The 20411-nt window shown below is 65.3% G+C and carries 26 protein-coding genes; 16 read left to right on the top strand and 10 right to left on the bottom strand.

All coding sequences use genetic code 11. The annotated features are described in order from the left end of the window. Positions 1-31 precede the first annotated feature (31 nt). Positions 32-2293: a DNA helicase PcrA gene (pcrA, locus tag VVR41_RS05120; protein ID WP_368523863.1), complete on the top strand. Its 2262-nt coding sequence runs from the start codon at positions 32-34 to the stop codon at positions 2291-2293. 4 nt (positions 2294-2297) lie between these two features. On the opposite strand, the gene VVR41_RS05115 is transcribed toward pcrA, so the two are convergent. Beyond that, entirely contained in the window at positions 2298-2978 is a 681-nt protein-coding gene (locus VVR41_RS05115) for a M23 family metallopeptidase (RefSeq protein WP_321100664.1), read from the bottom strand. Positions 2979-3134: 156 nt separating this feature from the next. Next, the gene (locus VVR41_RS05110) at positions 3135-3857 is read right to left on the bottom strand and encodes a M23 family metallopeptidase (RefSeq protein WP_368523862.1); all 723 of its coding nucleotides are present in this window, start codon (positions 3855-3857) and stop codon (positions 3135-3137) included. A gap of 197 nt (positions 3858-4054) precedes the next feature. On the opposite strand from VVR41_RS05110, the gene VVR41_RS05105 reads away from it, so the two are divergent. From VVR41_RS05105 to VVR41_RS05085, 5 genes are all read left to right on the top strand, one after another. Further along, positions 4055-5260, top strand: coding sequence for a DUF6350 family protein (locus tag VVR41_RS05105; protein ID WP_368523861.1), 1206 nt, complete (start codon positions 4055-4057; stop codon positions 5258-5260). Then, positions 5253-5840, top strand: coding sequence for a phosphoribosylglycinamide formyltransferase (gene purN, locus VVR41_RS05100; RefSeq protein WP_321100667.1), 588 nt, complete (start codon positions 5253-5255; stop codon positions 5838-5840). Before VVR41_RS05105 ends, purN begins: the two co-directional genes overlap by 8 nt. Further along, positions 5837-7363, top strand: a complete 1527-nt coding sequence (gene purH / locus VVR41_RS05095; RefSeq protein WP_368523860.1) for a bifunctional phosphoribosylaminoimidazolecarboxamide formyltransferase/IMP cyclohydrolase — start codon at positions 5837-5839, stop codon at positions 7361-7363. Before purN ends, purH begins: the two co-directional genes overlap by 4 nt. A 77-nt stretch (positions 7364-7440) precedes the next feature. Then, positions 7441-7950 carry a hypothetical protein gene (locus tag VVR41_RS05090; RefSeq protein ID WP_368523859.1) on the top strand — a complete coding sequence of 170 codons (510 nt, stop codon included), beginning with the start codon at positions 7441-7443 and terminating at the stop codon, positions 7948-7950. Further along, the gene (locus VVR41_RS05085) at positions 7950-8810 is read left to right on the top strand and encodes a hypothetical protein (protein WP_368523858.1); all 861 of its coding nucleotides are present in this window, start codon (positions 7950-7952) and stop codon (positions 8808-8810) included. Before VVR41_RS05090 ends, VVR41_RS05085 begins: the two co-directional genes overlap by 1 nt. 4 nt (positions 8811-8814) lie before the next feature. Here the strand turns inward: VVR41_RS05085 and VVR41_RS05080 are convergent, their stop codons facing one another. The 5 genes from VVR41_RS05080 to rpmB all read right to left on the bottom strand — a co-directional run bounded on the left by VVR41_RS05080 (position 8815) and on the right by rpmB (position 10579). Beyond that, complete coding sequence (locus VVR41_RS05080) at positions 8815-9492, bottom strand: TetR/AcrR family transcriptional regulator (RefSeq protein WP_321100671.1); 678 nt, start codon at positions 9490-9492, stop codon at positions 8815-8817. 109 nt (positions 9493-9601) lie between these two features. Next, positions 9602-9853 carry a 30S ribosomal protein S18 gene (gene rpsR / locus VVR41_RS05075; protein ID WP_115685054.1) on the bottom strand — a complete coding sequence of 84 codons (252 nt, stop codon included), beginning with the start codon at positions 9851-9853 and terminating at the stop codon, positions 9602-9604. Between the two features lie 16 nt (positions 9854-9869). Beyond that, on the bottom strand, positions 9870-10175 hold the full coding sequence (rpsN, locus tag VVR41_RS05070; RefSeq protein ID WP_321100672.1) for a 30S ribosomal protein S14: 306 nt from the start codon (positions 10173-10175) through the stop codon (positions 9870-9872). A 3-nt stretch (positions 10176-10178) separates the two neighbouring features. Then, on the bottom strand, positions 10179-10343 hold the full coding sequence (gene rpmG, locus VVR41_RS05065; RefSeq protein ID WP_321100673.1) for a 50S ribosomal protein L33: 165 nt from the start codon (positions 10341-10343) through the stop codon (positions 10179-10181). Then, positions 10343-10579, bottom strand: a complete 237-nt coding sequence (gene rpmB / locus VVR41_RS05060) for a 50S ribosomal protein L28 (RefSeq protein WP_321100674.1) — start codon at positions 10577-10579, stop codon at positions 10343-10345. The genes rpmG and rpmB overlap by 1 nt, the downstream gene beginning before the upstream one ends. A gap of 197 nt (positions 10580-10776) precedes the next feature. Here rpmB and VVR41_RS05055 point away from each other — a divergent pair, with 197 nt between their 5' ends. The 6 genes from VVR41_RS05055 to VVR41_RS05030 all read left to right on the top strand — a co-directional run bounded on the left by VVR41_RS05055 (position 10777) and on the right by VVR41_RS05030 (position 14645). Continuing rightward, positions 10777-11949: a DUF418 domain-containing protein gene (locus VVR41_RS05055; RefSeq protein WP_368523857.1), complete on the top strand. Its 1173-nt coding sequence runs from the start codon at positions 10777-10779 to the stop codon at positions 11947-11949. A 155-nt stretch (positions 11950-12104) separates the two neighbouring features. Further along, positions 12105-12377: a type B 50S ribosomal protein L31 gene (locus VVR41_RS05050; RefSeq protein WP_321100676.1), complete on the top strand. Its 273-nt coding sequence runs from the start codon at positions 12105-12107 to the stop codon at positions 12375-12377. A gap of 33 nt (positions 12378-12410) precedes the next feature. Continuing rightward, on the top strand, positions 12411-12584 hold the full coding sequence (gene rpmF / locus VVR41_RS05045; RefSeq protein ID WP_321100677.1) for a 50S ribosomal protein L32: 174 nt from the start codon (positions 12411-12413) through the stop codon (positions 12582-12584). A 138-nt stretch (positions 12585-12722) separates the two neighbouring features. Then, positions 12723-13841: a S1C family serine protease gene (locus VVR41_RS05040; protein ID WP_368523856.1), complete on the top strand. Its 1119-nt coding sequence runs from the start codon at positions 12723-12725 to the stop codon at positions 13839-13841. A 40-nt stretch (positions 13842-13881) separates the two neighbouring features. Next, a complete protein-coding gene (locus VVR41_RS05035; protein ID WP_321100680.1) occupies positions 13882-14442 on the top strand; it encodes a MogA/MoaB family molybdenum cofactor biosynthesis protein in 561 nt (186 codons plus the stop codon). Next, positions 14439-14645 carry a hypothetical protein gene (locus VVR41_RS05030; protein ID WP_368523855.1) on the top strand — a complete coding sequence of 69 codons (207 nt, stop codon included), beginning with the start codon at positions 14439-14441 and terminating at the stop codon, positions 14643-14645. Before VVR41_RS05035 ends, VVR41_RS05030 begins: the two co-directional genes overlap by 4 nt. A 9-nt stretch (positions 14646-14654) precedes the next feature. Here VVR41_RS05030 and mscL read toward each other — a convergent pair whose 3' ends face one another. Genes mscL through VVR41_RS05015 form a run of 3 tightly spaced genes read right to left on the bottom strand, consistent with a single transcriptional unit; the run spans position 14655 to position 16329 of the window. Then, positions 14655-15089 carry a large conductance mechanosensitive channel protein MscL gene (gene mscL / locus VVR41_RS05025; protein ID WP_321100684.1) on the bottom strand — a complete coding sequence of 145 codons (435 nt, stop codon included), beginning with the start codon at positions 15087-15089 and terminating at the stop codon, positions 14655-14657. A 39-nt stretch (positions 15090-15128) separates the two neighbouring features. Then, positions 15129-15746: an SAF domain-containing protein gene (locus VVR41_RS05020; protein ID WP_368523854.1), complete on the bottom strand. Its 618-nt coding sequence runs from the start codon at positions 15744-15746 to the stop codon at positions 15129-15131. Positions 15747-15762: 16 nt separating this feature from the next. Further along, entirely contained in the window at positions 15763-16329 is a 567-nt protein-coding gene (locus tag VVR41_RS05015; RefSeq protein WP_368523853.1) for a 5-formyltetrahydrofolate cyclo-ligase, read from the bottom strand. A gap of 66 nt (positions 16330-16395) precedes the next feature. Here VVR41_RS05015 and VVR41_RS05010 point away from each other — a divergent pair, with 66 nt between their 5' ends. The 4 genes from VVR41_RS05010 (at position 16396) to glpR (ending at position 20371) form a co-directional block, all read left to right on the top strand. Further along, positions 16396-17328 carry a UTP--glucose-1-phosphate uridylyltransferase gene (locus VVR41_RS05010; protein ID WP_321100690.1) on the top strand — a complete coding sequence of 311 codons (933 nt, stop codon included), beginning with the start codon at positions 16396-16398 and terminating at the stop codon, positions 17326-17328. Positions 17329-17340: 12 nt separating this feature from the next. After that, positions 17341-18597 (top strand): gephyrin-like molybdotransferase Glp, encoded by a 1257-nt coding sequence (gene glp, locus VVR41_RS05005; protein WP_368523852.1) that lies wholly within the window; start codon positions 17341-17343, stop codon positions 18595-18597. A gap of 6 nt (positions 18598-18603) precedes the next feature. After that, positions 18604-19272: a GNAT family N-acetyltransferase gene (locus tag VVR41_RS05000; protein WP_368523851.1), complete on the top strand. Its 669-nt coding sequence runs from the start codon at positions 18604-18606 to the stop codon at positions 19270-19272. 76 nt (positions 19273-19348) lie between these two features. Beyond that, a complete protein-coding gene (gene glpR, locus VVR41_RS04995) occupies positions 19349-20371 on the top strand; it encodes a gephyrin-like molybdotransferase receptor GlpR (RefSeq protein WP_368523850.1) in 1023 nt (340 codons plus the stop codon). The last annotated feature ends 40 nt before the right edge of the window (positions 20372-20411 follow it).

The following is a 20411-nucleotide window of genomic DNA, read 5'->3' as shown; positions in this document are numbered from 1 at the left end:
GTCCGGTGATTATGCCACCATGTAAATCATCATGACTGACGATCTCGTACTAGGGCTCAACCCGCAGCAAGAAGCCGCCGTGACGCACTCCGGCGGGCCGCTCCTCATCGTGGCCGGCGCCGGATCCGGCAAAACGGCCGTGCTCACGCGCCGCGTGGCGTACCTCATGCAGCAGCGCGGAGTCGCGCCGTGGCAGATCCTCGCTATCACCTTCACCAACAAGGCCGCCGCCGAGATGCGCGAGCGCGTCTCCCAGCTCGTGGGGCCTGAGTCGGAGCGGATGTGGGTGGCCACGTTCCACTCGGTGTGTGTGCGCATCCTGCGCCAGCAGGCGCAGCTCGTGCCGGGGCTGAACACGAACTTCACCATCTACGACGCCGACGATTCCCGCCGGCTGCTCGGCATGATCGCGAAGGACCTCAACCTCGACCTGAAGAAGTTTTCCGCCCGCACGCTGTCGAACGCGATCTCGAACCTCAAAAACGAGCTCATCGGTCCGGAGCGCGCGCTGGAAGACGCAACCCGGACCCACAACCCCTTCGAAACCACCGTCGCGCAGGTGTACGGCGAGTACCAGCGGCGCCTGCGCCAGTCGAACTCCCTCGACTTCGATGACCTGATCGGAGAGGTCGTGCGGATCTTTTCCGAGCACCCGCAGGTCACGGAGTACTATCGCCGCCGCTTCCGCCACGTGCTTGTCGACGAATACCAGGACACCAACCACGCCCAGTACGTGCTCGTGCGCACCCTCGTCGGTGACGGCCCGGATGCCCCCGAGCTCGCCGTCGTGGGCGATTCCGACCAATCCATCTACGCCTTCCGCGGCGCCACGATCCGCAACATCGAGGAGTTCGAGCGTGACTACCCGGACGCCACGACCATCATGCTCGAGCAGAACTACCGCTCGACGCAGACGATCCTCAGCGCCGCCAACGCCGTCATCGCGCAGAACGAGGGGCGCCGCCCGAAAAAGCTGTGGACCGACCACGGGGCCGGCGATAAGATCGTCGGCTACGTCGCCGACAACGAGCACGACGAGGCCCGGTTCATCGCCAGCGAGATCGATACGCTTTCCGACGCCGGAGTGGCCTACTCCGACATCGCCGTGATGTACCGGACGAACAACGCCTCCCGCGCGCTGGAAGACGTTTTCATCCGCTCGGGTATCCCGTACAAGGTTGTGGGAGGGACGCGCTTCTACGAGCGCCGCGAAGTGCGCGACATCGTCGCCTACATGAAGGCCGTGGTCAACCCCGACGACACGGTTGCCCTGCGCCGGATCATCAACGTGCCGAAGCGCGCGATCGGCGACAAGGCGCAGGCCATGGTCGCGCTTCATGCTGAGAACCACGGCATCAGCTTTGGCAAGGCACTCGAGGCCGCCGCCAGGGGAGAGGTCGACATGCTGGCCACGCGCGCGCGCAACGCGATCGCCGGGTTCGTGGAAATGATGCAGACGCTGCGCGCGGAAGAAGGCGACCTCGGCCAGCTGATCACCCGGATCCTGGAGCTGACCGGCTACCGCGCCGAGCTGGAGGCCTCCAACGACCCGCAGGACGGTGCCCGCCTGGACAACCTCAACGAGCTCGTCTCCGTCGCCCGCGAGTTCAGCTCGGAGGCGCAGCTGCAGATGGCGTACATGAGCCAGGACGAGCTCGACGCCATTCTTGGCGACGGCGAGCCGATGCCCGGCAGCCTCGAGGCGTTTCTGGAGAAGGTCTCGCTTGTCGCCGACGCCGACCAGATCCCGGACAATGAGCAGGGCGTGGTCACACTGATGACCCTGCACACAGCGAAGGGGCTCGAGTTCCCCTACGTCTTCGTCACCGGTTGGGAGGACGGGCAGTTCCCGCACCTGCGCGCACTCGGCGATCCGGACGAGCTCGCAGAAGAGCGCCGCTTGGCATATGTCGGCATCACCCGCGCAAAGCGCAGACTCTACCTCACGCGCTCAGTCGTGCGTGCGTCGTGGGGCAACCCCGTGACGAACCCTGCCAGCCGCTTCCTCACGGAGGTCCCGGACGACCTCGTTGACTGGCGCCGGGTCGAACCTGCCCGCAGCGAGACGACATCGGCGTGGGCCCCGCCGCGCCGGGCGCGGCCTGCGGCGCGAACGGTGAACAAGAATCTGCAGCTGCTCGTGGGCGACCGGGTCAATCACGCAAAATACGGCCTCGGCACCGTTCTGACCGTAGAGGGCAGTGGGGTGCGCGAGACCGTGACGATCGACTTCGGTTCCTCCGGGACCGTCCGCCTGATGCTCATCGGCGGGGTTCCCATGGAGAAGCTGTAGAAGACTAGATGATGATGCCCTGCTGACGCAGCCACTCCTGCGGGTCGACGGGGGTGGAACCGTCCGGCTTGATCTCGAAGTGCAGGTGCGGGCCGGTGGATTGGCCCTCGCTGCCGATCGTTGCGATCTGGTCGCCCGCGGCGACGCGCTGGCCGACGGAAACGCTGTAGGTCGCCATGTGGCCGTAGACGGACTCCTCACCGTTGTCGTGGCGGATGACTACCCAGTTGCCGTAGCCCTGCGCGGGGCCGGCGTTGACGACGGTGCCGTCCATCACGGCGTAGATCGGGGTGCCGAAGTCGTTGGCGATGTCGATGCCTTGGTGCATGCGGCCCCAGCGGGGGCCGAAGCCGGAGCTGATGCGGCCGGAGGCCGGGGTGACCACGGTGCGCCCGTCGGCAGTCTGGCCGCGCTGGATGAGGACCGGGGCGATCGGTTCGGGGGAAGCCACGCCGTGCTCCTGGTCGAGGACGCGCGGGTCGAAGACGACCGAGTAGTCACCGGCGGTGAGCGTTGCACCGTTGACGTTGATGGTGGTGACGGCCTTTACCAGTGCGGAGACGATGTCGTGGTCGCTGGCGACGGGCTGCCCGCCCACAGTGACTGTGAGGGCGGAGGCTGGTGTTGCCGTGGAGGCGAGGGTGATGGCGGTTGCCGCAGCGATGGTGATCACGTGGGTCTTCATGCGTGGTGTGAGCCTTTTCGGTTTGAGGGGCTTTCTACTCGCTAAGAATCTAGGGAAGTGAAAGATGTTTCGCAAGTGAAAGAAGTGATTAAAGAGGTTAAAAAAGTTCCCCGTCGCTCTCGCGGCGGGGAGAAGAAGAGGGTGCTTCGTGAAAAATTAGAGGATGATGCCTCGGGCGGCGAGCCAGATGGCGGGGTCGACCGGGGTCACGCCATCCGGGTGGATCTCGAAGTGAAGGTGCGAACCGGTGGAGAAGCCCTCGCTACCCATGCCGGCAATCTGCTGGCCGGCGGTGACCTGCTGGCCGACTGTGACGCCGATCGTGGACATGTGGCCGTACACGGATACTGCGCCGTCCTCGTGGAGGATACGGACCCAGTTGCCGTAGCCTTGTGCCGGGCCGGCGTCCAGGACGGTGCCGTTGGCGACGGCCAAGATCGGGGTGCCGATGGCGTTGGCGATGTCGACACCGTTGTGCATCGAGCCCCAGCGCGGGCCGAAACCGGAGGTGAAAGCGCCCTCGGCCGGACGGAAGTTGAGCGGAGCGCGTGCAGCCTCGTCAAGCTTGGCCACGATGTCGGAGTGCTGGACAGCCTTGTCGAGCTGCTCAGCCAGGTTCTCCACCGGCTTGTACTCGGCAATCGCCAGGATCTGCGGGGCGGAGTCGGCCCCAGAGGAAGCCTCCACGACGTTGCTGTCGGCGGCGAGCTGGATGTCAATCGACTCGGAGCTGTTGTGCAGACCAGCGGCGGCCGCGCCGGAAACACCGGCGGTGGAGACGGCGCCGGTGGCGACGGCGACGAGGGCGACGCGTCCCTTGTTGGGGGAGTGCTTGCGGTGCTTGCCGCCCTTGCGTGCCGTGGAAGTCGAAATGGTCATTGAAGCCTCTTCAGATCCGAGTCGGTGGATTTGTAACCGTACTGTTATCTACGAAGGGTCACTGTAACGAATCGGTTTCATGGTGGCAAGCCAAACGTCGAAAAGCTAAGGCAAGTCCTTCGCTTGCCCCGGCGAAAGCGTTACATCGGGTGTCCCTGGGGCTCATGAGGTTGGCTCGATGGCAAAGTGGGAAAGCGATGAGCAACAAGTCCAGCCCCCGTCCGCCGCAGAAGCGGACCCGCCCCACGCGCGGGCGCAGCACCATGGCCTCTACCAACGCGGAGAGGAAGAAGACTCCCGAGGTCCCCGAGACCTGGGAACAGCGCCTGCGCCATTACCTACCGTTTGTTGCGGTCCCGTTCCTCGTGGTCGTCTTGGGTCTCGTGGTCATTTGCCTGGCCTCTATCCTTCTGACCGGCTCGCGCCTGGGCTACCTTCCGGGCACCATTGGGGCCGCATGGCTCGCCTCGCACGGCGCACCCGTGCGTTTCGACGGCGTGACCATCGCCGTGCTCCCCATCGTTCCGGTGGTTGCGGTGGCCGCCCTACTGGCCTCGCGCATCCGCGCCGCAACCGCGAAGCGCGTCAGCGTCGCCGACCTATTGGCGTTGTTGGTCCTCACCGCCGCGGTGAGCTTGACGCTGTCGGCGGTCGCGCTCTTTATGGTCGGCGACGCCTCAACTGTCTACCCGATTGAGGTGCCGCCGCCGGCGCTCGCGCTCATCTTCCCGCTGTTGACCAACCTGCTGGGATTCGCGGCGGGGATCAGCCCCACCTTGTGGAGAGCGTTAGCGCGCCGCTATGGCGTGCCGGAGGTGGTCGTCGACAGTGCTTTCACTGCGATCCGCACCCTCGGACTGCTTCTCGCGGCTGGGCTCGTGGTGTACCTCGGGTTGCTCGCCGCGGGGTACCCGCGCATTCGCGAGCTTATCGACGCCTTCCCGGTCCTCAGCTCAGGCGGCGGCGTCATCCTGACACTCCTTAGCGTTGCGTACCTGCCGAACGCTGCCGTCGAGACGCTCGGCGTCCTGCTCGGCGGCAGCTTCCACATCGCAGATGGTGCCGCGTCCCTCTTCGCCGTCGACACCGTGGCCCTGCCGCCGCTGCCGTTGTTTGCCGCGATTCCGGGCGCGGTCGCGCCGTGGGCTCCGGTGCTCGCGCTCGTGCCGGCGACTGTGGTGATTTTCTCCCTGCGCCGCACGCCGACCCTGCTCCACGCCGCCGCCACCTCAACCGCGATGGGTGTTCTCGCGCTTGTCGCCGCCCTCTACGCCGGCGGGACAGCGGGTGCTTACGGCTACCTGGGCGTGAACCCCCTCGTCATTGGTGGGCTCACCGTCGCGTGGGCCTTCGTGGTGTCAGGAATCGCGGTGTTGGTGGTTAAACTAATTCACCGTGACTAACAGCCCCGCCGTTTCTGTTGCCGTCCTCGTTTCTGGTTCGGGAACTCTCCTACAAGCCATCCTGGATAACCAGGGCAGTGACTACCGCGTCGACCTCGTCGTCGCGGATCAGGACTGCCCCGCACTTGACCGCGCCGCCGCCGCCGGTGTCACCACCCAGACGGTGCCTCTCGAGGGCGACCGCGCCGAGTGGAACGAGCGGATGCGCGACACCGTCGCCGCCGCCGCTCCCGATGTCGTCGTCTCCGCCGGTTTCATGCGCATTCTGGGTCACGCGTTCCTGGAGAAGTTCGAGGGCATGCTCATCAACACCCATCCCGCGCTGCTGCCGTCCTTCCCGGGCGCCCACGCCGTGCGTGATGCACTGGCGTACGGAGTGAAGGTCACCGGCACCACCGTCCACTACATTGACGAGGGTGTGGACACGGGTCGCATCATTGCCCAGCGGGCCGTTGCCGTCCGGGACGGGGAATCCGAGGCGGAACTGCACGAACGAATCAAGCAAGAAGAGCGGGCGCTCATCGTCGATGTGCTGCGCCGCACGACGCACGACAACAACGGAAAGGTGACCTTCCCATGACGAACAACCGCATTGCGATCAAGCGCGCGCTCATCAGCGTCTACGACAAGACCGGTCTCGAAGACCTGGCCCGCACCCTGGCCGAGGCCGGAGTTGAGATCGTCTCCACGGGATCGACCGCGAAGCGAATCGCTGAGGCGGGCGTGTCGGTGACCGAGGTCGCCGAGCTCACCGGGTTCCCGGAGGTCCTCGAGGGCCGCGTGAAGACCCTCCACCCGCGCGTCCACGCCGGCATTCTTGCCGACCTGCGCAAGGACGACCACGCGCAACAGCTGCGCGACCTCGAGATCGAGCCGTTCCAGCTGGTCGTGGTCAATCTGTACCCGTTCGAGGAGACGGTCGCCTCTGGCGCTGGCTTCGACGACTGCGTCGAGCAGATCGACATCGGGGGTCCCTCGATGGTCCGCGCCGCTGCGAAGAACCACCCCTCGGTCGCTGTCGTGACCTCGCCGGAGCAGTACGAGGACCTGGCCCGCGCAATCGGCGAGGGCGGGTTCGACCTCGAGGAGCGTCGCCGCCTGGCCGCTGCCGCCTTCTCCCACACCGCGGACTACGACGCGGCTGTCTCCGACTGGATGGATGAGCAACTCGAGTCCGAGGACACCGGTGCTCTGCGCTACGGCGAGAACCCGCACCAGGCGGCACGCCTTGTCAACGAGGGCTGGGGGCTTGCCGACGCCATCCAGCACGGCGGCAAAGAGATGAGCTACAACAACTACCAGGACGCCGACGCCGCGTGGCGCGCCGCCTGGGACCACGATCGCGCCTGCGTGGCCATCATCAAGCACGCCAACCCGTGTGGCGTGGCTGTCTCCGACACGTCCATCGCCGACGCGCACAAGAAGGCCCATGCCTGCGACCCCGTCTCCGCCTACGGCGGCGTGATCGCCTGCAACCGCGAGGTCACCGTTGAGCTGGCGGAGCAGGTCAAGCCGATCTTCACCGAGGTCATCCTCGCCCCGTCCTACGCTCCGGAGGCCCTCGAGGTGCTCAAGGAGAAGAAGAACCTGCGCATCCTCGAAGTCGAGCCCGAGACGATTGACGAGGAGATCCGCCAGATCTCCGGAGGTTTCCTGATCCAGGAGCGCGACACTTACCAGGCCGAGGGCGATGACCCGGAGAACTGGACCCTGGCAGCGGGCGAGGCCGCCTCGCCTGAGCAGCTCGCCGAGCTCGAGTTCGCGTGGCGCGCCGTGCGCTGCGTGAAGTCGAACGCCATCCTCATCGCGGCAGACAACGCCTCGGTCGGCATCGGTATGGGCCAGGTCAACCGCGTGGACTCCGCGAAGCTTGCGGTCGAGCGCGCTAACACTCTCGACGAGGGGCGCAACCGCACCAACGGTGCCGTTGCTGCGTCGGACGCGTTCTTCCCCTTCGCGGACGGTTTCCAGGTGCTGGCTGACGCAGGTGTGACCGCCGTCGTCCAGCCGGGCGGTTCCATCCGCGACGAGGAAGTTGTCGCGGCGGCCAAGGAGGCGGGGGTGACGATGTACTTCACCGGTACCCGCCACTTCAGCCACTAGGGAGCAAAAACACAGCCTTTGGTCAGGTAAAGTGTTATAAATCAGTCGATACGTATTTCTCTGAAAGGCACACCTTAATGCAGGGCAACCCCTACCAATTTGGGGAGCAGCAGTACCAGTCTGCTCCCTACTACGCCCCTCAACCGTCGAACGGTAATAGGGGACTGATCATCGCGCTGGTTGCCGGGTTGGTGACCCTGCTTCTCTTGCTCGTGGGCACGCTCGCGTTCTTAACCGGCTCGAATGGCCTAAGCTTCACCTCTGGCAATGGCGACGACACCCCGGTGACGGTGGTGGAGACCCAGACCATGACGCGGTCGAACCAGCCCGAGGCCGCCCAGCCGGTACCTGTAGCGAATCAGGGCTGCCCGTACTCCAACTACGCCCCGGCGACGAGCAAGACCTCTGGCCCCTTTGCTGCGAACGTTTACTCTGCGTTCCGTGACGCTTGCGCCAACACGGGCGGGCCGAACGTAAACATCAACGTCTACAGCCCGGTGACCGGTAGCACCTACAGCATGAGCTGCAGTGGCACCGGGACGGTGTACTGCCGCGGCGGCAACAACGCCGTCGTCAGCATCTGGTAATGCGCCGCCGCATCGTCAGCTCCGTCTGCGCGGTCGCGGTGCTCTCCGCCTGCGCCCCCGCAGAGAACCCGGACGATCCCTTCACGCGGCCCGTAGTGACGTCTACAACCACGACGATGGTCGATCCCGCGCCTGCCACCGGCCCCGTCACCGACAGCCCGGAACCCGAGGTCAACCCGCTGCAGGCGCTCGCCGATTCCGTGGCGAACACGTACGGGGGATCGGTCGGCGTGGCAGTGGCTGGGGATGACGTGTCCCTCGTAGGAGGCGACGATGGCGCATACCCGGTATGGTCGACAATCAAGGTGCCCATCGCCATCGCTGCGGCGCGCACTGCGCCGGTGGAAGCGGAGATCTTCACCCCAGCGGCGATCCAGTCGTCCGACAATATGGCTGCCGAAAGCCTTTGGAACGCGGTCTCGCCGGGGGACGTGAACCAGGTCCTCGCAGACGCGGGCGTCGCTGCAGCGGTCAACACTGAGAAGACGCGGCAGGAATTCTCTGTCTTCGGGCAGACCCTGCTCACCGCGAGCCAGGAGGCACAGCTTGCGTCAGGGATCGGCTGCATCGCCGGCGCCCTGCCGGTTGTCGAGCTAATGGGGGCGATCAACCCCGACCAAGCCTATGGGCTCGGTCAGCTGCCGGGAGCGCGTCTTAAAGGCGGATGGGGCCCCTCACCGAGCGGCGGCTACCACGTGCGACAGCTCGCGCGGGTGACCAACAGCCGCGGCGAGATCATCGCGCTCGGCCTGACGGTCATCCCTGCTTCGGGGGATTACGCCACCGCGCAAACGATGGCGACGGCGGTCGCCGAGGGCTTGCGTCCGCTTCTCGACGACCTGCCGACCACGACCTGTTAGACCCCTACGAGGGGGTATCGAGCGCCTTCGACACGAGTTCGAGTGTGCGCACTCCGCGACACGACGGAAGCCTGGCGTGGAGGACGTCGAGGACCGCGTCCGCGATCATGACCGCGGGGGCGGGGAGGGCGTCGTCGACAAGCGGGTAAGGCGCAACACCCGTATTGTCGCGCATCTCGATGCACGCCAACGTCATGTGGAACGGTAGCTCGATGCGCGGGTCGTCGTCGCCGACGATTTGCGCGGCGAGGTCGCGGAAGATGTCCTCCAGTGCGGCGCGAGCCGCGTGGTAGTCCGCGAAGTCCTCGGACGTGGCGACCGGGAGCTGGTAGAGGCGGCCGATGTTCCAGTTGGAGGACATCAAGATGCGCGTCTCGGCGGCGACGAGCGCCCACAGCTTCAGCTCGGGCGACGCGTCGGAGCTCGCGAGCTCGGAGGCGAGGTCGAGAGACGGCTGGACAGTTCCCATCAGCAAGGTAAGGAAGATGTCTGCCTTGGAGGGGAAGTGGTAGTAGAGAGATGCCTGCCGGATTCCCACCGCCTCGGCGATTTGGTGGGTAGATGTCATCGCGAAACCCTGCGTGGTGAAAAGCTCAGACGACGCGTCGAGGATCTCGTCGCGTGCTGTCTTGCCTTCACGGCGCGGCCTGAGTTTGCGAGGACGTCCGGCAGTTTTCGCCATGTCTCTACTCTCCCATAGATGTGGATCTACTAACCAAAAGTTACACCCGCCCTCGATAGCTCGGGGCGGGTGTGTCGGAAGACTCTACGCTGTTATCGTCAACCGGTTTCTAGCGGCTGGTGAACGGCAGAAGAGCCATCTCGCGAGCGTTCTTCACGGCGGTCGCGACCTGACGCTGCTGCTGCGGGGTCAGGCCGGTCACGCGGCGGGAACGGATCTTGTGACGATCGGAGATGAAGAGACGCAGGGTCTCGATGTCCTTGTAGTCAACCTGCTCGATGCCCTTGGCCTTGAGCGGGTTCTTCTTCGGGCGGCGGGACTGCTCCATGCGCGCCTTGCGGTGGTTGTTATTGCGCTTCATAGTTTCAGGCTCCTCCTTACCACGAAGACTTGCGGATGCCCGGCAGCTCACCGCGGTGAGCCATCTCGCGCATGCGGACACGGGACAGGCCGAACTTGCGGAGGTAGCCGCGGGGGCGACCGTCGTGGGAATCGCGGTTGCGCACGCGGGCCGGGGAGGCGTCGCGCGGCTGGCGGTTCAGCTCGAACTGTGCATCGAGACGGTCCTCGTCGGAGGTCTCGGGGTTGCGGATGATCGCCTTGAGCTCAGCGCGACGCTCCGCGTAGCGAGCGACGATCTCCTTGCGCTTCTCGTTCTTGGCGATCTTTGACTTCTTAGCCATAAATTATCGCTCCTCGCGGAATTCGACGTGCTTGCGAACGATCGGGTCGTACTTCATCAAGGTGATGCGATCCGGATTGTTGCGCTTGTTCTTGCGGGTCACGTAGGTGTAACCGGTGCCCTCAGTGCTCTTGAGCTTGATGATCGGGCGGATATCGTTGCGTGCCATTAGATCTTCTCACCTCGAGCGCGGATAGCGGCGACGACAGACTCGATGCCGTCGCGGTCGATGATCTTCAGACCCTTGGTCGAGACCGTCAGGGTAATGGTGCGGCCCTCAGAGGGCAGGAAAAACCGGCGCTTCTGCACGTTGGGGTTCCAACGGCGCGAGTGGCGGCGGTGCGAGTGCGAGACGGTCTTGCCGAAGCTCGGCTTCCGTCCCGTGACCTGGCAATGTGCCGACATGGGTTAGCTTCTTTCTCTATCTGCCGCCCACGCGTGGATTGCCGGTGAGGGATGACACCGCACCCGGTATGTGAGGAGCCGGGGGTGCCGAAAGCAATCGGTTGACGCAGGCGTGTACGTGTACTTCGACAACAGCGAAAGTAAACACTACAGGTTCGCCACCCTAATTCCTAATCCGAGTTTGGTACTTTTCGGTCATGCACACAACGAGCGCTGAGCGCAGTCGAATCGTTGCTCTCGACGTCGCCCGCGGCATTGCCATTCTGGGAACGCTGGCCACCAACATCTGGATCTTCGCGGGCGTCTCGTCTGCGTCGTTAGACGCTCTGTTCAGTTCGGGCGGCTTCACTTTGGCTGGTGAGGTTGCGGCGGGGACACCGGGTGCGGTGGTGGATACAGTGCTCCACCTCGTTACGGATGGGAAGTTCCTCGGCTTGCTTACCATCATGTTTGGTATCGGCATGGAGATCCAGCGGCAGTCGGCGCTGCGGCATGGCAAGCGGTGGCCGGGCGGATACTACTGGCGTGCCGCGCTGCTGGCGATTGAGGGGTTGCTCAATTACATTTTCGTCTTCGAGTTCGATGTCCTTATGGCGTACGGGCTCACCGCCCTCGCCATTGCTCCGGTCGTGGCGCGCAGCGAACGGGTGCAAAAGGTGCTTATGTGGGTCGCCCTCGTCGTCCACGTCGCGGTTATCGCGCTTCTCGACACCTTCCTGGCGCTCGCCTTCCACCTCGCCACCGAGGAGGAGCTCGCGGAGATGGCTGACTCCTTGCAGTTCTATGAGTCCACGGATAGTTACGCCGCGATGGTGCGCACGCGCCTGACTGACTTCGTTGATGGCCGCATGGAGATGCCCGTGCTGATCACGATGGGCCTGGCTATGTTCCTCGTCGGGGCGAGGTTGTATCGCGCGGGGCTGTTTCACGCTGAGCGGGCGCGGTTGCGTCGCAAAGTTCTTGTAGTGGGGCTCGTTGTTGGTCTGCCGTTGGATTGGGGATTGCGGCTTTTTGCCACCTCATCCGTGGCGATGACGACGCGCTACGTCACATCCGCTGTCGTGGCGTTCGGCATTCTTGCCCTCATCGCCGAGTACTACGTGCGGCGGGGCAACCGGCTCGGCGGGGTAGGCCGCGCTTTAAGCGCGGTGGGCAGAATGGCGCTGACGTGCTACATCCTGCAAAACCTCCTGGCGTCCGTGCTGTTCTATGACTTCGGGTTCGGGTTGGCTCGCAGAATCGACGGGACGGTTGGAGTCTTCGTTGTGTATCTGCTGATCTGCGCGGTGATGATCGCATTCAGTAGGGTGTGGCTGCGACGATTCGCTCGTGGGCCCGTCGAATCGGTCATGCATCGGCTGCACTCCTAAGTAAGTGCGAGATTAGGTATCTGACCACGTCACCTGTACCATATTGCAGGTTGTCTGGCATACGCCAGGCGAGAGACCATTTTCGCACCCAACTCAGGCACGATCCCCGTGTAGGGAACCGACCTGAAGTTCAATCCTGAGGGAGACGAATCAGCATGAAGAATGAGATCCACCCGGATTACCACCCGGTGATCATTCAGGACGGTAACACGGGACACAAGTTCCTCACCCGCTCCACCATGACCTCCGACCGTACGGACACCTGGGAAGACGGCAACGAGTACCCGCTCGTGGTTGTCGACGTGACATCTGAGTCGCACCCGTTCTGGACCGGCGCGCAGCGTCTCATGGACACCGCCGGCCGCGTTGAGAAGTTCAACCAGCGCTTCGGTGGCATGGCCCGCCGCAAGAAGAAGTCCGCAAACTAAGAATTCATACAGGTCGAAGGAGGATAGACAGACATGGCAACCCCGAAGTTCCGTAAGTCCCGCGCGAACACGCACTCCCGCCGTTCGCAGTGGAAGGCTGACAACCCCGAGCTGCAGACCGTCAAGATTGACGGCCAGGAGGTGCGCATCCCGCGCCGCCTGATCAAGGCCGCTCAGGCTGGTCTGATCGACGTCGAGCAGTTCTAAGGACTCGCTCCCGACCGGGCACTCCCTTCATGGGGTGCCCGGTTTTTTTCATGCATACAGCAAACGTTCAGGAATCGTTACGATGAGTGGTCCCGCGCCGCAAGTCACGCACCAGCTGGGTCGAGCACAATAGTGGCTATGAACAATGAGTATCCTGTTGCCCCGGTTGCCGCGCCCGCGCAGCCAAAGCGCGGCGGCACCGGCACCGCCGTGGCCGCCGCGATCGTCACCTCCCTCATCGCCGGCGGCGGGGCCGGGTACCTCGCAGGGTCAGCCGGGTCTGCCGTCTCGTCGCAGGAGCAGGCGTACAACGCTCTGGAGCAACCGAGCGTGAGCGGTGCCGACCCGGCTCCGTCGGGCTCGGTGGAAAGCGTGGCCGCGGCGGTCCTGCCGGCGGTCGTCTCTATCGATGTACAGACGCTGTCGGGCCGATCCGAGGGATCCGGCTCGATCATTTCCTCCGACGGCTACATCCTCACCAACCACCACGTCATCGCCGAGGCCGCCAACGGCGGCGCAGAGATCGCCGTCACGCTAAACGACGACACCCGTCACCCCGCGCGCTTCGTCGCCTCCGACGTCAACACCGACGTCGGCGTACTGAAGATCGATGACGCCGCGAACCTTCCCGTGATCAACTTCGGCAACTCCGATGAGATCCAGGTCGGCCAGGACGTCGTAGCCGTCGGCTCGCCGCTCGGCTTGTCGGCGACAGTGACCAGCGGCATCGTCTCCGCCCTCAATCGACCGGTGCGCGCCGCGCAAGGCGGAGGGGACAGCTCCCTGATGGACGGAATCCAGACCGATGCAGCCATCAACCCGGGTAACTCTGGTGGCCCGCTCGTGGATATGGATGGCAACCTCATCGGCATGAACTCGGTCATCGCCAGCCTCTCGTCCGGAACAGGATCGATCGGACTTGGGTTCGCAATCCCGTCAAACTTTGCCAAGCGCGTTGCGCAACAGCTTATCGAGACCGGACGTGCGACCCAGCCGATGCTGGGCGTACAGGTGGATATCCGCTCGACCGAGGCAGGGGCCCGTGTCGCCGCCGTGGAGCCGGGCAGCCCCGCAGAGCAGGCCGGGTTGCGGCCCGGTGACCTCATTACCCAACTGGGGGACCGTCGCATTGATTCCGCCGACACGCTGATTGCTGCGACGCGTACCCGGGACTTCGGCGAAACCGTCACACTGCAGGTCCTCAGCGGTGAAAACGATGCTCCGAGAACAGTGGAGGTCACGCTCAGTTCCGAGTAAGTTATTTGCGGAGAACGCATATTTGACTAAGGAGATCGCCATGCCCCATACGCTCGATACTCTCGATCTCAACGAACCGGATGAGTCGGTTCTCCTCGCCGCCGAGCGTGAGGTCCAGGCGGTGCGCCCGCGAGCGCTGGTGGTGTTAGCTTCCGACCACCGCTTCAAGGCGGAGGATGACGACACCGACAGGCTAGTTTGTGAGCTGCTCGCCGAGTTCGGCTACACCGTCGACGGAGTTGTTCGGGTGAAGCTGAAGAAGTCGGATATCCGCAAAGCGATTGAGACCGCAGTTGTCGGCGGCGTCGATCTCGTGCTGACCCTCGGAGGTACCGGTGTGGGGCCGCGCGACAAAACCCCGGAGGCGACGCGGGCTGTTATTGACAAAATGGTTCCCGGCGTCGCCCAGGCGATCCGCGCTTCGGGGCAGGCATGCGGTGCGGTCGACGCCTGTACCTCGCGTGGTATTTGCGGTGTATCTGGATCGACCGTCGTTGTTAACCTCGCGCCCTCGCGCCAGGCGATCCGCGACGGTGTATCCACGTTCGCTCCGCTGGTTTCCCACCTCATCTCCGAGCTGAATAGGTACAGCGTGGCGTGACGGGAACGATGCAACCGAGGAAGCGCCGGCGGGCGCGCCGCGAAGCGGAGGTGGACTACGACCGCTTTGCCGACACCCCGGTGACCAGAGGTCGAGTCGGCGATGGGGCGCGCCGAGTCATCCTCGATGATGACGAGGCCCCACCGTTGGACGATCTGGAGTACCTAGAAAACGAAAAGCCCCCGCATTACGGGGGCGAGTAGCGCGCGAGCCTAGAGGTTCTTCGGCGGGAGGGCGGTGCCGGCCTGGCCGGGAGCCTGTCCGGCGAGCAGGTCGCGAATCTCGGTGAGCAGCTCGGTGTCGGTCGGCGCGGGCTCATCCTCGTCGATGCCGCGGCGGCGCTTCTGAATCTCATCGAGCTTGTTCATAGGCGCAACGATGAAGAAGTAGACCACGGCGGCGATCAGCAGGAAGTTGATCAGCGCGGTGATGAGCATGCCGAAGTCGAGGGCGGTGTCGTCGCGGCCCGGCAGGATCGGGAGGCGCAGACCGCCGACCTCGGCACCGCCGAAGACGTTGAGCAGCGGGTTGATGATCGCCTCCGAGAACGCGGTCACGATAGCAGTGAACGCCGAACCGATGACGACACCCACGGCGAGGTCGATGACGTTGCCGCGCAGAATGAAGTTTTTGAAGCCCTGAAGCATGGTTCTCCTTAGATTAGTGGTGAGTTTCCTCGGGAGACTTTAGCCTGTCGCCTCCAAAACGACAGTGAGGGGAGCGGAAAGTGACGCGGCCGCAACTTCGGCGGCCGCGTGCCGAGGCAAAAGAAGCAGGACCGTTTCGTCCGGTTGACCTGCTACGACCACACGCGCGCCTGTGGCGATGGTACGTGGGGCACCGGTGTCCTCAACAGAAATCACGCTAACTGCGGCGCCATGGTGCAAAACGGGGACGATGTCGGGTTCGGCGAGTGCCACGGGAACGAGGGTGACATCCTCGACCGCGCCCGAGGCAACGAGTGAGCGGGTCAGATCGGGGCCCACCAGCCGCGTGGTCGTGACGATCTCTCCGGCGGCCGCACCCGCTGCGAGGATGGCGTCCTCGGCCTCGCTCGTGGAGGTCAGGGCGCGCTCAGGCACAGCCTTGGCGGGGAGGCGGCGCAGGGCGACGTCCTCCGGCGCGATGACGGCGCCGGCTGCGACATCACGGACGAAGACTACTACTTCCGGCTCTCGGTTCCGCGAGGTTACTGCGCTGAAAACCGCGGTTGCGAGGAGACATACCGCGACGAATCTGCGAATTAGGACGCTGCGTCGGTAGCCCGGCGTCCGCGCCGCAGCGATAAGGCGCTTGACTGTCATGCACCTCTTAGACTGCTCACCCGAGCCGGAGGTTCCCCGATGGGGTGATCACGCCGCTGACGGGGACATCGTGAGGGTCATGCGGAACCGCGTCGAGCACCTCGTCGTCGTAGACCACAGCGTAAACAGGAGTGCTCACCCCGGACAATGCGCGGTCGTAGTAACCCGCGCCCTTTCCCAGCCGCATGCCGCGCTTGTCCACGGCCAGCGCCGGCGCGAGCACGACGTCGCAGGAATCTAGCACGCCCGAGGTGAATCGGGCGCCGGTCGGCTCGGAGACGCCGAGTGCGCCAGGGAGGGAGTCAGGAGAGTGGACAGCCCAGGCTAGGACACCGCCCGGCTGTGAGATTGGGAGGAAAAGGGTGCGGCAGGATGCTGCGAGGGCGTCGAGAAGGTGCGGTCCACCCGGCTCGGACGGCAAGGGGGAGTAGGCGGCGATGTTGCCGTGGTAGCCGGATTTGTCCAGGAAGGAGAGGATATTGCGGACAATTGCGTCGTCGAGGGCGCGCTTGTGGGGTGCGGTGGTGCGAAGGTGGCGTCGATAAGCGATGCGCTCTGCGCGTACCTGCTGCTTAGTGGCCATGTGCATATCCTGACACACTCATGTCAAAGCGGGGCGGGCGCGTGTGCGCGGGTAAGCTCGGGCATTATGCAGAATTCCACCCCGTGTGCGGTAAAGACCGTCGTTGTGCCTGCTGCCGGTATGGGAACGAGGTTCCTCCCGGCGACGAAGACGGTGCCGAAGGAACTGTTGCCGGTTGTCGATACCCCGGGTATCGAGCTGATTGCCGAGGAAGCCGCCCACCTCGGCGCGGAGCAATTGGTTATTGTGACCGCTCCGGACAAGCAGGAGATCATGCGCCACTTTGGTCCGTTTGATCAGCTGTGCGCGACGCTCGCGGCACGCGGCAAAGACCAGCAGGTGGCAAAGGTTGCCCGTGCGGCGGGCCTGATTGAGGCCGTGGCTGTCGAGCAGGACAAGCCGCTGGGCCTGGGGCACGCGGTGGGTTGCGCGGAGTCGGCGATCGGCCCCGACGAAGATGTCGTGGCTGTGATGCTTCCGGACGACCTGGTTCTGCCAGCCGGGGTGATGGAGAAGATGGTCCAGGTGCGCGAGCGCCTTGGCGGATCGGTGCTGTGCGGGTTCAACGTCACGCGCGATGAGGTCGTCAACTACGGCGTGTTCGATATCGAGGACGTCCAAGGTGGAGAGTTCGACGGCTTCGCGGTGAAGCGGGTGCGTGGAATGGTGGAGAAGCCGTCGGCGGCGGAGGCGCCGTCGACGCTGGTGGCCACCGGGCGTTACCTGCTCGACCGCGGCGTTTTCGACGCGCTGCGCCGGATTCAGCCGGGCAAGGGCGGCGAGCTGCAGCTGACGGACGCGATTGAGTTGATGATCAGCGAGGGCCACCCGGTGCACGTTGTGGTGCACGAGGGCAAGCGCCATGATTTGGGCAACCCGGGTGGCTACATTCCCGCGAATGTTGATTTCGGGCTGCGCCACCCGCAGTACGGGCCGGCGTTGTATGCCTCGTTGAAGAAGATTCTGAGTGATTTCGAGGCCGAAAACCCCCAGGTGTAAGAGGTAGGCGATATGCGTAGCGTTGAAGACCAGCTTGCGATGGTGGTGGATGCCGCCCCCGCACCGGAGCCCATCCGCGTGCGCATCAGCGACGCCCTCGGTCTCATGTGCGCCGAGGAAGTCACCGCGACGCGCTCGCTGCCCGGCTTCGCGCAGGCGGCTGTCGACGGCTACGCAGTCCGCGCCGTCGACGTCGGCGGCGGCGTTGCGCTAGGAGCGCGCCCCGACGCAGAGCCCGCCACCTCACTTCCCGTGGTCGGTGAGGTCGCGGCAGGATCCCAAAAGCCGCTGCGCCTCCAGCCGCGCCAAGCCGTGCGCGTTGCCACCGGCGCACCGCTTCCCACGCTTGCCGACGCCGTCCTGCCACTCGAATGGACCGATCGCGGCCGCCGCCGGGTTACCGCGCAGCGCCCCGTGTACTCCGGCGACTTCGTGCGCCGCGCCGGCGACGACATCCAGCCCGGCGACCTCGCCGTCCGCGCAGGTGCAGTGCTTGGTCCTGCCCACATCGGTTTGCTCGCCGCGACCGGCCGCGACCAGGTGCTCGTCTCGCCGCGCCCGCGCGTGGCCGTGATGTCCTACGGTCTCGAGCTCGTCGACATCGGCCGCGACCCCGGCCTCGGCCACGTCTTCGACGTCACCTCCTACGCGCTTGCCGCTGCGGCGCGCGACGCGGGGGCGGACGTCCAACGCGTGGGCATCATCAACGCCGAGCCGCGCAGGTTGAAGGAGACGATTGCCAACCACGTCGCGCGCAGCGAGATGATCATCATCGCTGGTGCAGTCGGCGGCAGTGGGGCACAGGCTGTGCAGGAAGCGCTCGCGGAGCTGGGGGAGATCGACACCAGCCGCGTCGCCATGCACCCCGGCTCCGTTCAGGGGTTCGGGTTGCTTGGCGAGGAACGCATCCCCGCATTCCTCCTGCCCTCCAACCCGGCGGCGGCGCTGGTCATCTTCGAGACGATCGTCCGCCCGGCTATCCGCCGCTCCCTGGGCAAACAGGAGCCGAAACGCCGCGCCGTCCAAGCCCGCTCGCTTGGGCCGGTCGACTCGATCCCGGGCCGACGCGGCTTCGTCCGTGCCCGTCTGATGCGCGATGCCGACACCGGCGACTACCTCGTGCAAGGCCTCGGCGGGGCGGAGGGAGTTCCCTCCCACCTTTTGGCCGGCTTCGCCGACGCGAACGCGATCATTGAGCTGCCGGAGGAGGTCACGACCGTGCGCCCCGGCGATATCGTCGACGTGGTCTTCCTGCAGCAGCGCTCGTAGGCCACTGTGTTCTGGCGGTTCTTCCAGCCCGACAGTGCCCCCGGTTGGCCGGAAACGACGCCCGCGCTTTCGCTTCTCGACGGCAGGGTTCTCAAACTTCGCCCACTGCGTGCCTCTGACGGGCGCACGTGGTCGAAGCTGCGCATCGACGACGCGGCCTGGCTCCAGCCCGTCGAGCCGACCGTTCCCGGAACCTGGGCTGGCGCCCACAGCCCCGCGGCGTGGCGCACCAACTGGACCAACCTGCGCTCGTTGGCGGCGGACGGCATCGTCGTGCCCTTCGTCATCGAGATCGACGGTAAGTTCGCAGGCCAGGTGACGCTGGGCAACATCCAGCACGGCGTGGTGAGCGAATGCTGGATCGGCTACTGGGTCCATTCGGCCTACATGGGACGCGGCGTCGCGACGGCAGCCTGCGCGCTGGGCACCGACCACGCCCTGGCACGTATCGGGCTGCACCGGGTCACGGCGACCTACCTGCCGCACAACCCGGCGTCGGGAAAGGTGCTGGCCGCCAACGGCTACCGCGAGGAGGGCTTTATGCGCCGCAATTTGCATATCGACGGCCGGTGGCAGGACCACCACTTTGTGGCGATCACACGGGAGGACTATCCGACGAGCGCCGTCGAGAGGCTCATCGCCGCGGGGAAGGTCCGCACCCACCGGCGTGGCTAGCCGTCGTCAGGCATGGCGGCCGATAGCCTGAGTGACTGAATCCTCCGGTAGTCCAGCTCAGAAAGGTGGCCGGCCCATGGGCAGCCTCAGCTTGATCATTGTCCTAATCGTCGTCGTGTGGGTGATCGTGCTTGCGCCGATGGTGATGGGCAACAACAAGCCCATTCGCCGTTCCGGGGACGGCTACGAGGAAACCCGCGTGCTGCACTCCGGTGGAAGCGCGCCGGTGCCCGGGCGCCGCCGCCCGAAGCTGACCCGCGCGGACGTCCACCGCTTCGACAACGACGGTGAGCGCTACGAGGTGGTCGAGCCGGAAAACGTCGACGAGCACGAGGTGAGCACCCTCGTGGAGCCGGAGCTGGTCGAGGCCGACACCACCATCGAAGGCGAGGTCGTCGAGCCCGCCACCGGCGGCTCCACCGCGCTGTCTGTGCTGGAGAGCGAGCAGGAGCAGGCGGAGGAGGTCGCTGAGGATGCGGCCGAGGATGTGGCCGAGGAGCCGTACCCGCTCGAGGAGACCTACGTGTCCCCGGGCGACTTCGTCGCCTACGCCGAGCCCGCGAGCGAGTCGGATCCGGAGCCGGCCGCCGCGGAACAGGTCGAAGAGCGGATCGAGGAGCAGGGTGAGCCGCTTACCGACGAAGAGCTGGACTTCGCCCGGGCCCGCCGCGGTCGCGGTGGCTGGGACCCCGAGCGCGACCAGGCCGCGAAGCAGGACCGCTTCATGCGCCGCCAGCGTACGCTTCTCGCACTCATCGTCGCGGACGTGGTGACGTTCGTGGCCGCATTCGTCGCCGGCGGCTGGGTGTGGGTGCTTCCCGCCCTGACAATCGGCTTGACTGTCTGGTTCATGGTCGTACTGCGCGGCGTGGTCCGCCAGGAGCGCGCGCTGCACCAGCGCCGTATCCGCCAACTGCGCCGCGCCCGCATGGGCGTGGTCTCTGGCGAGACCACGGCACCGGTCCCGAGTTTCCGCCGCCGCCCGGGTGCGGTCGTCGTCGACATGGACGACGAGTCACCGGATTTCGATGAACTGCCCCGAGGTCGCTACGAGCCGGTCGACACCGCGCCCGTCGCAGTCGCCGCCCGCGCCAGTTAGGAGGCGGCAGAAAGCCGGTTTGACCTCGCGGTTTCCGAGT

The organism is Corynebacterium sp. LK2510 (assembly GCF_040946405.1).
Classification (GTDB): Bacteria; Actinomycetota; Actinomycetes; order Mycobacteriales; family Mycobacteriaceae; genus Corynebacterium.
Note: the sequence above shows the minus strand (reverse complement) of the source record. Positions and strands in the feature narration are given on the sequence as shown.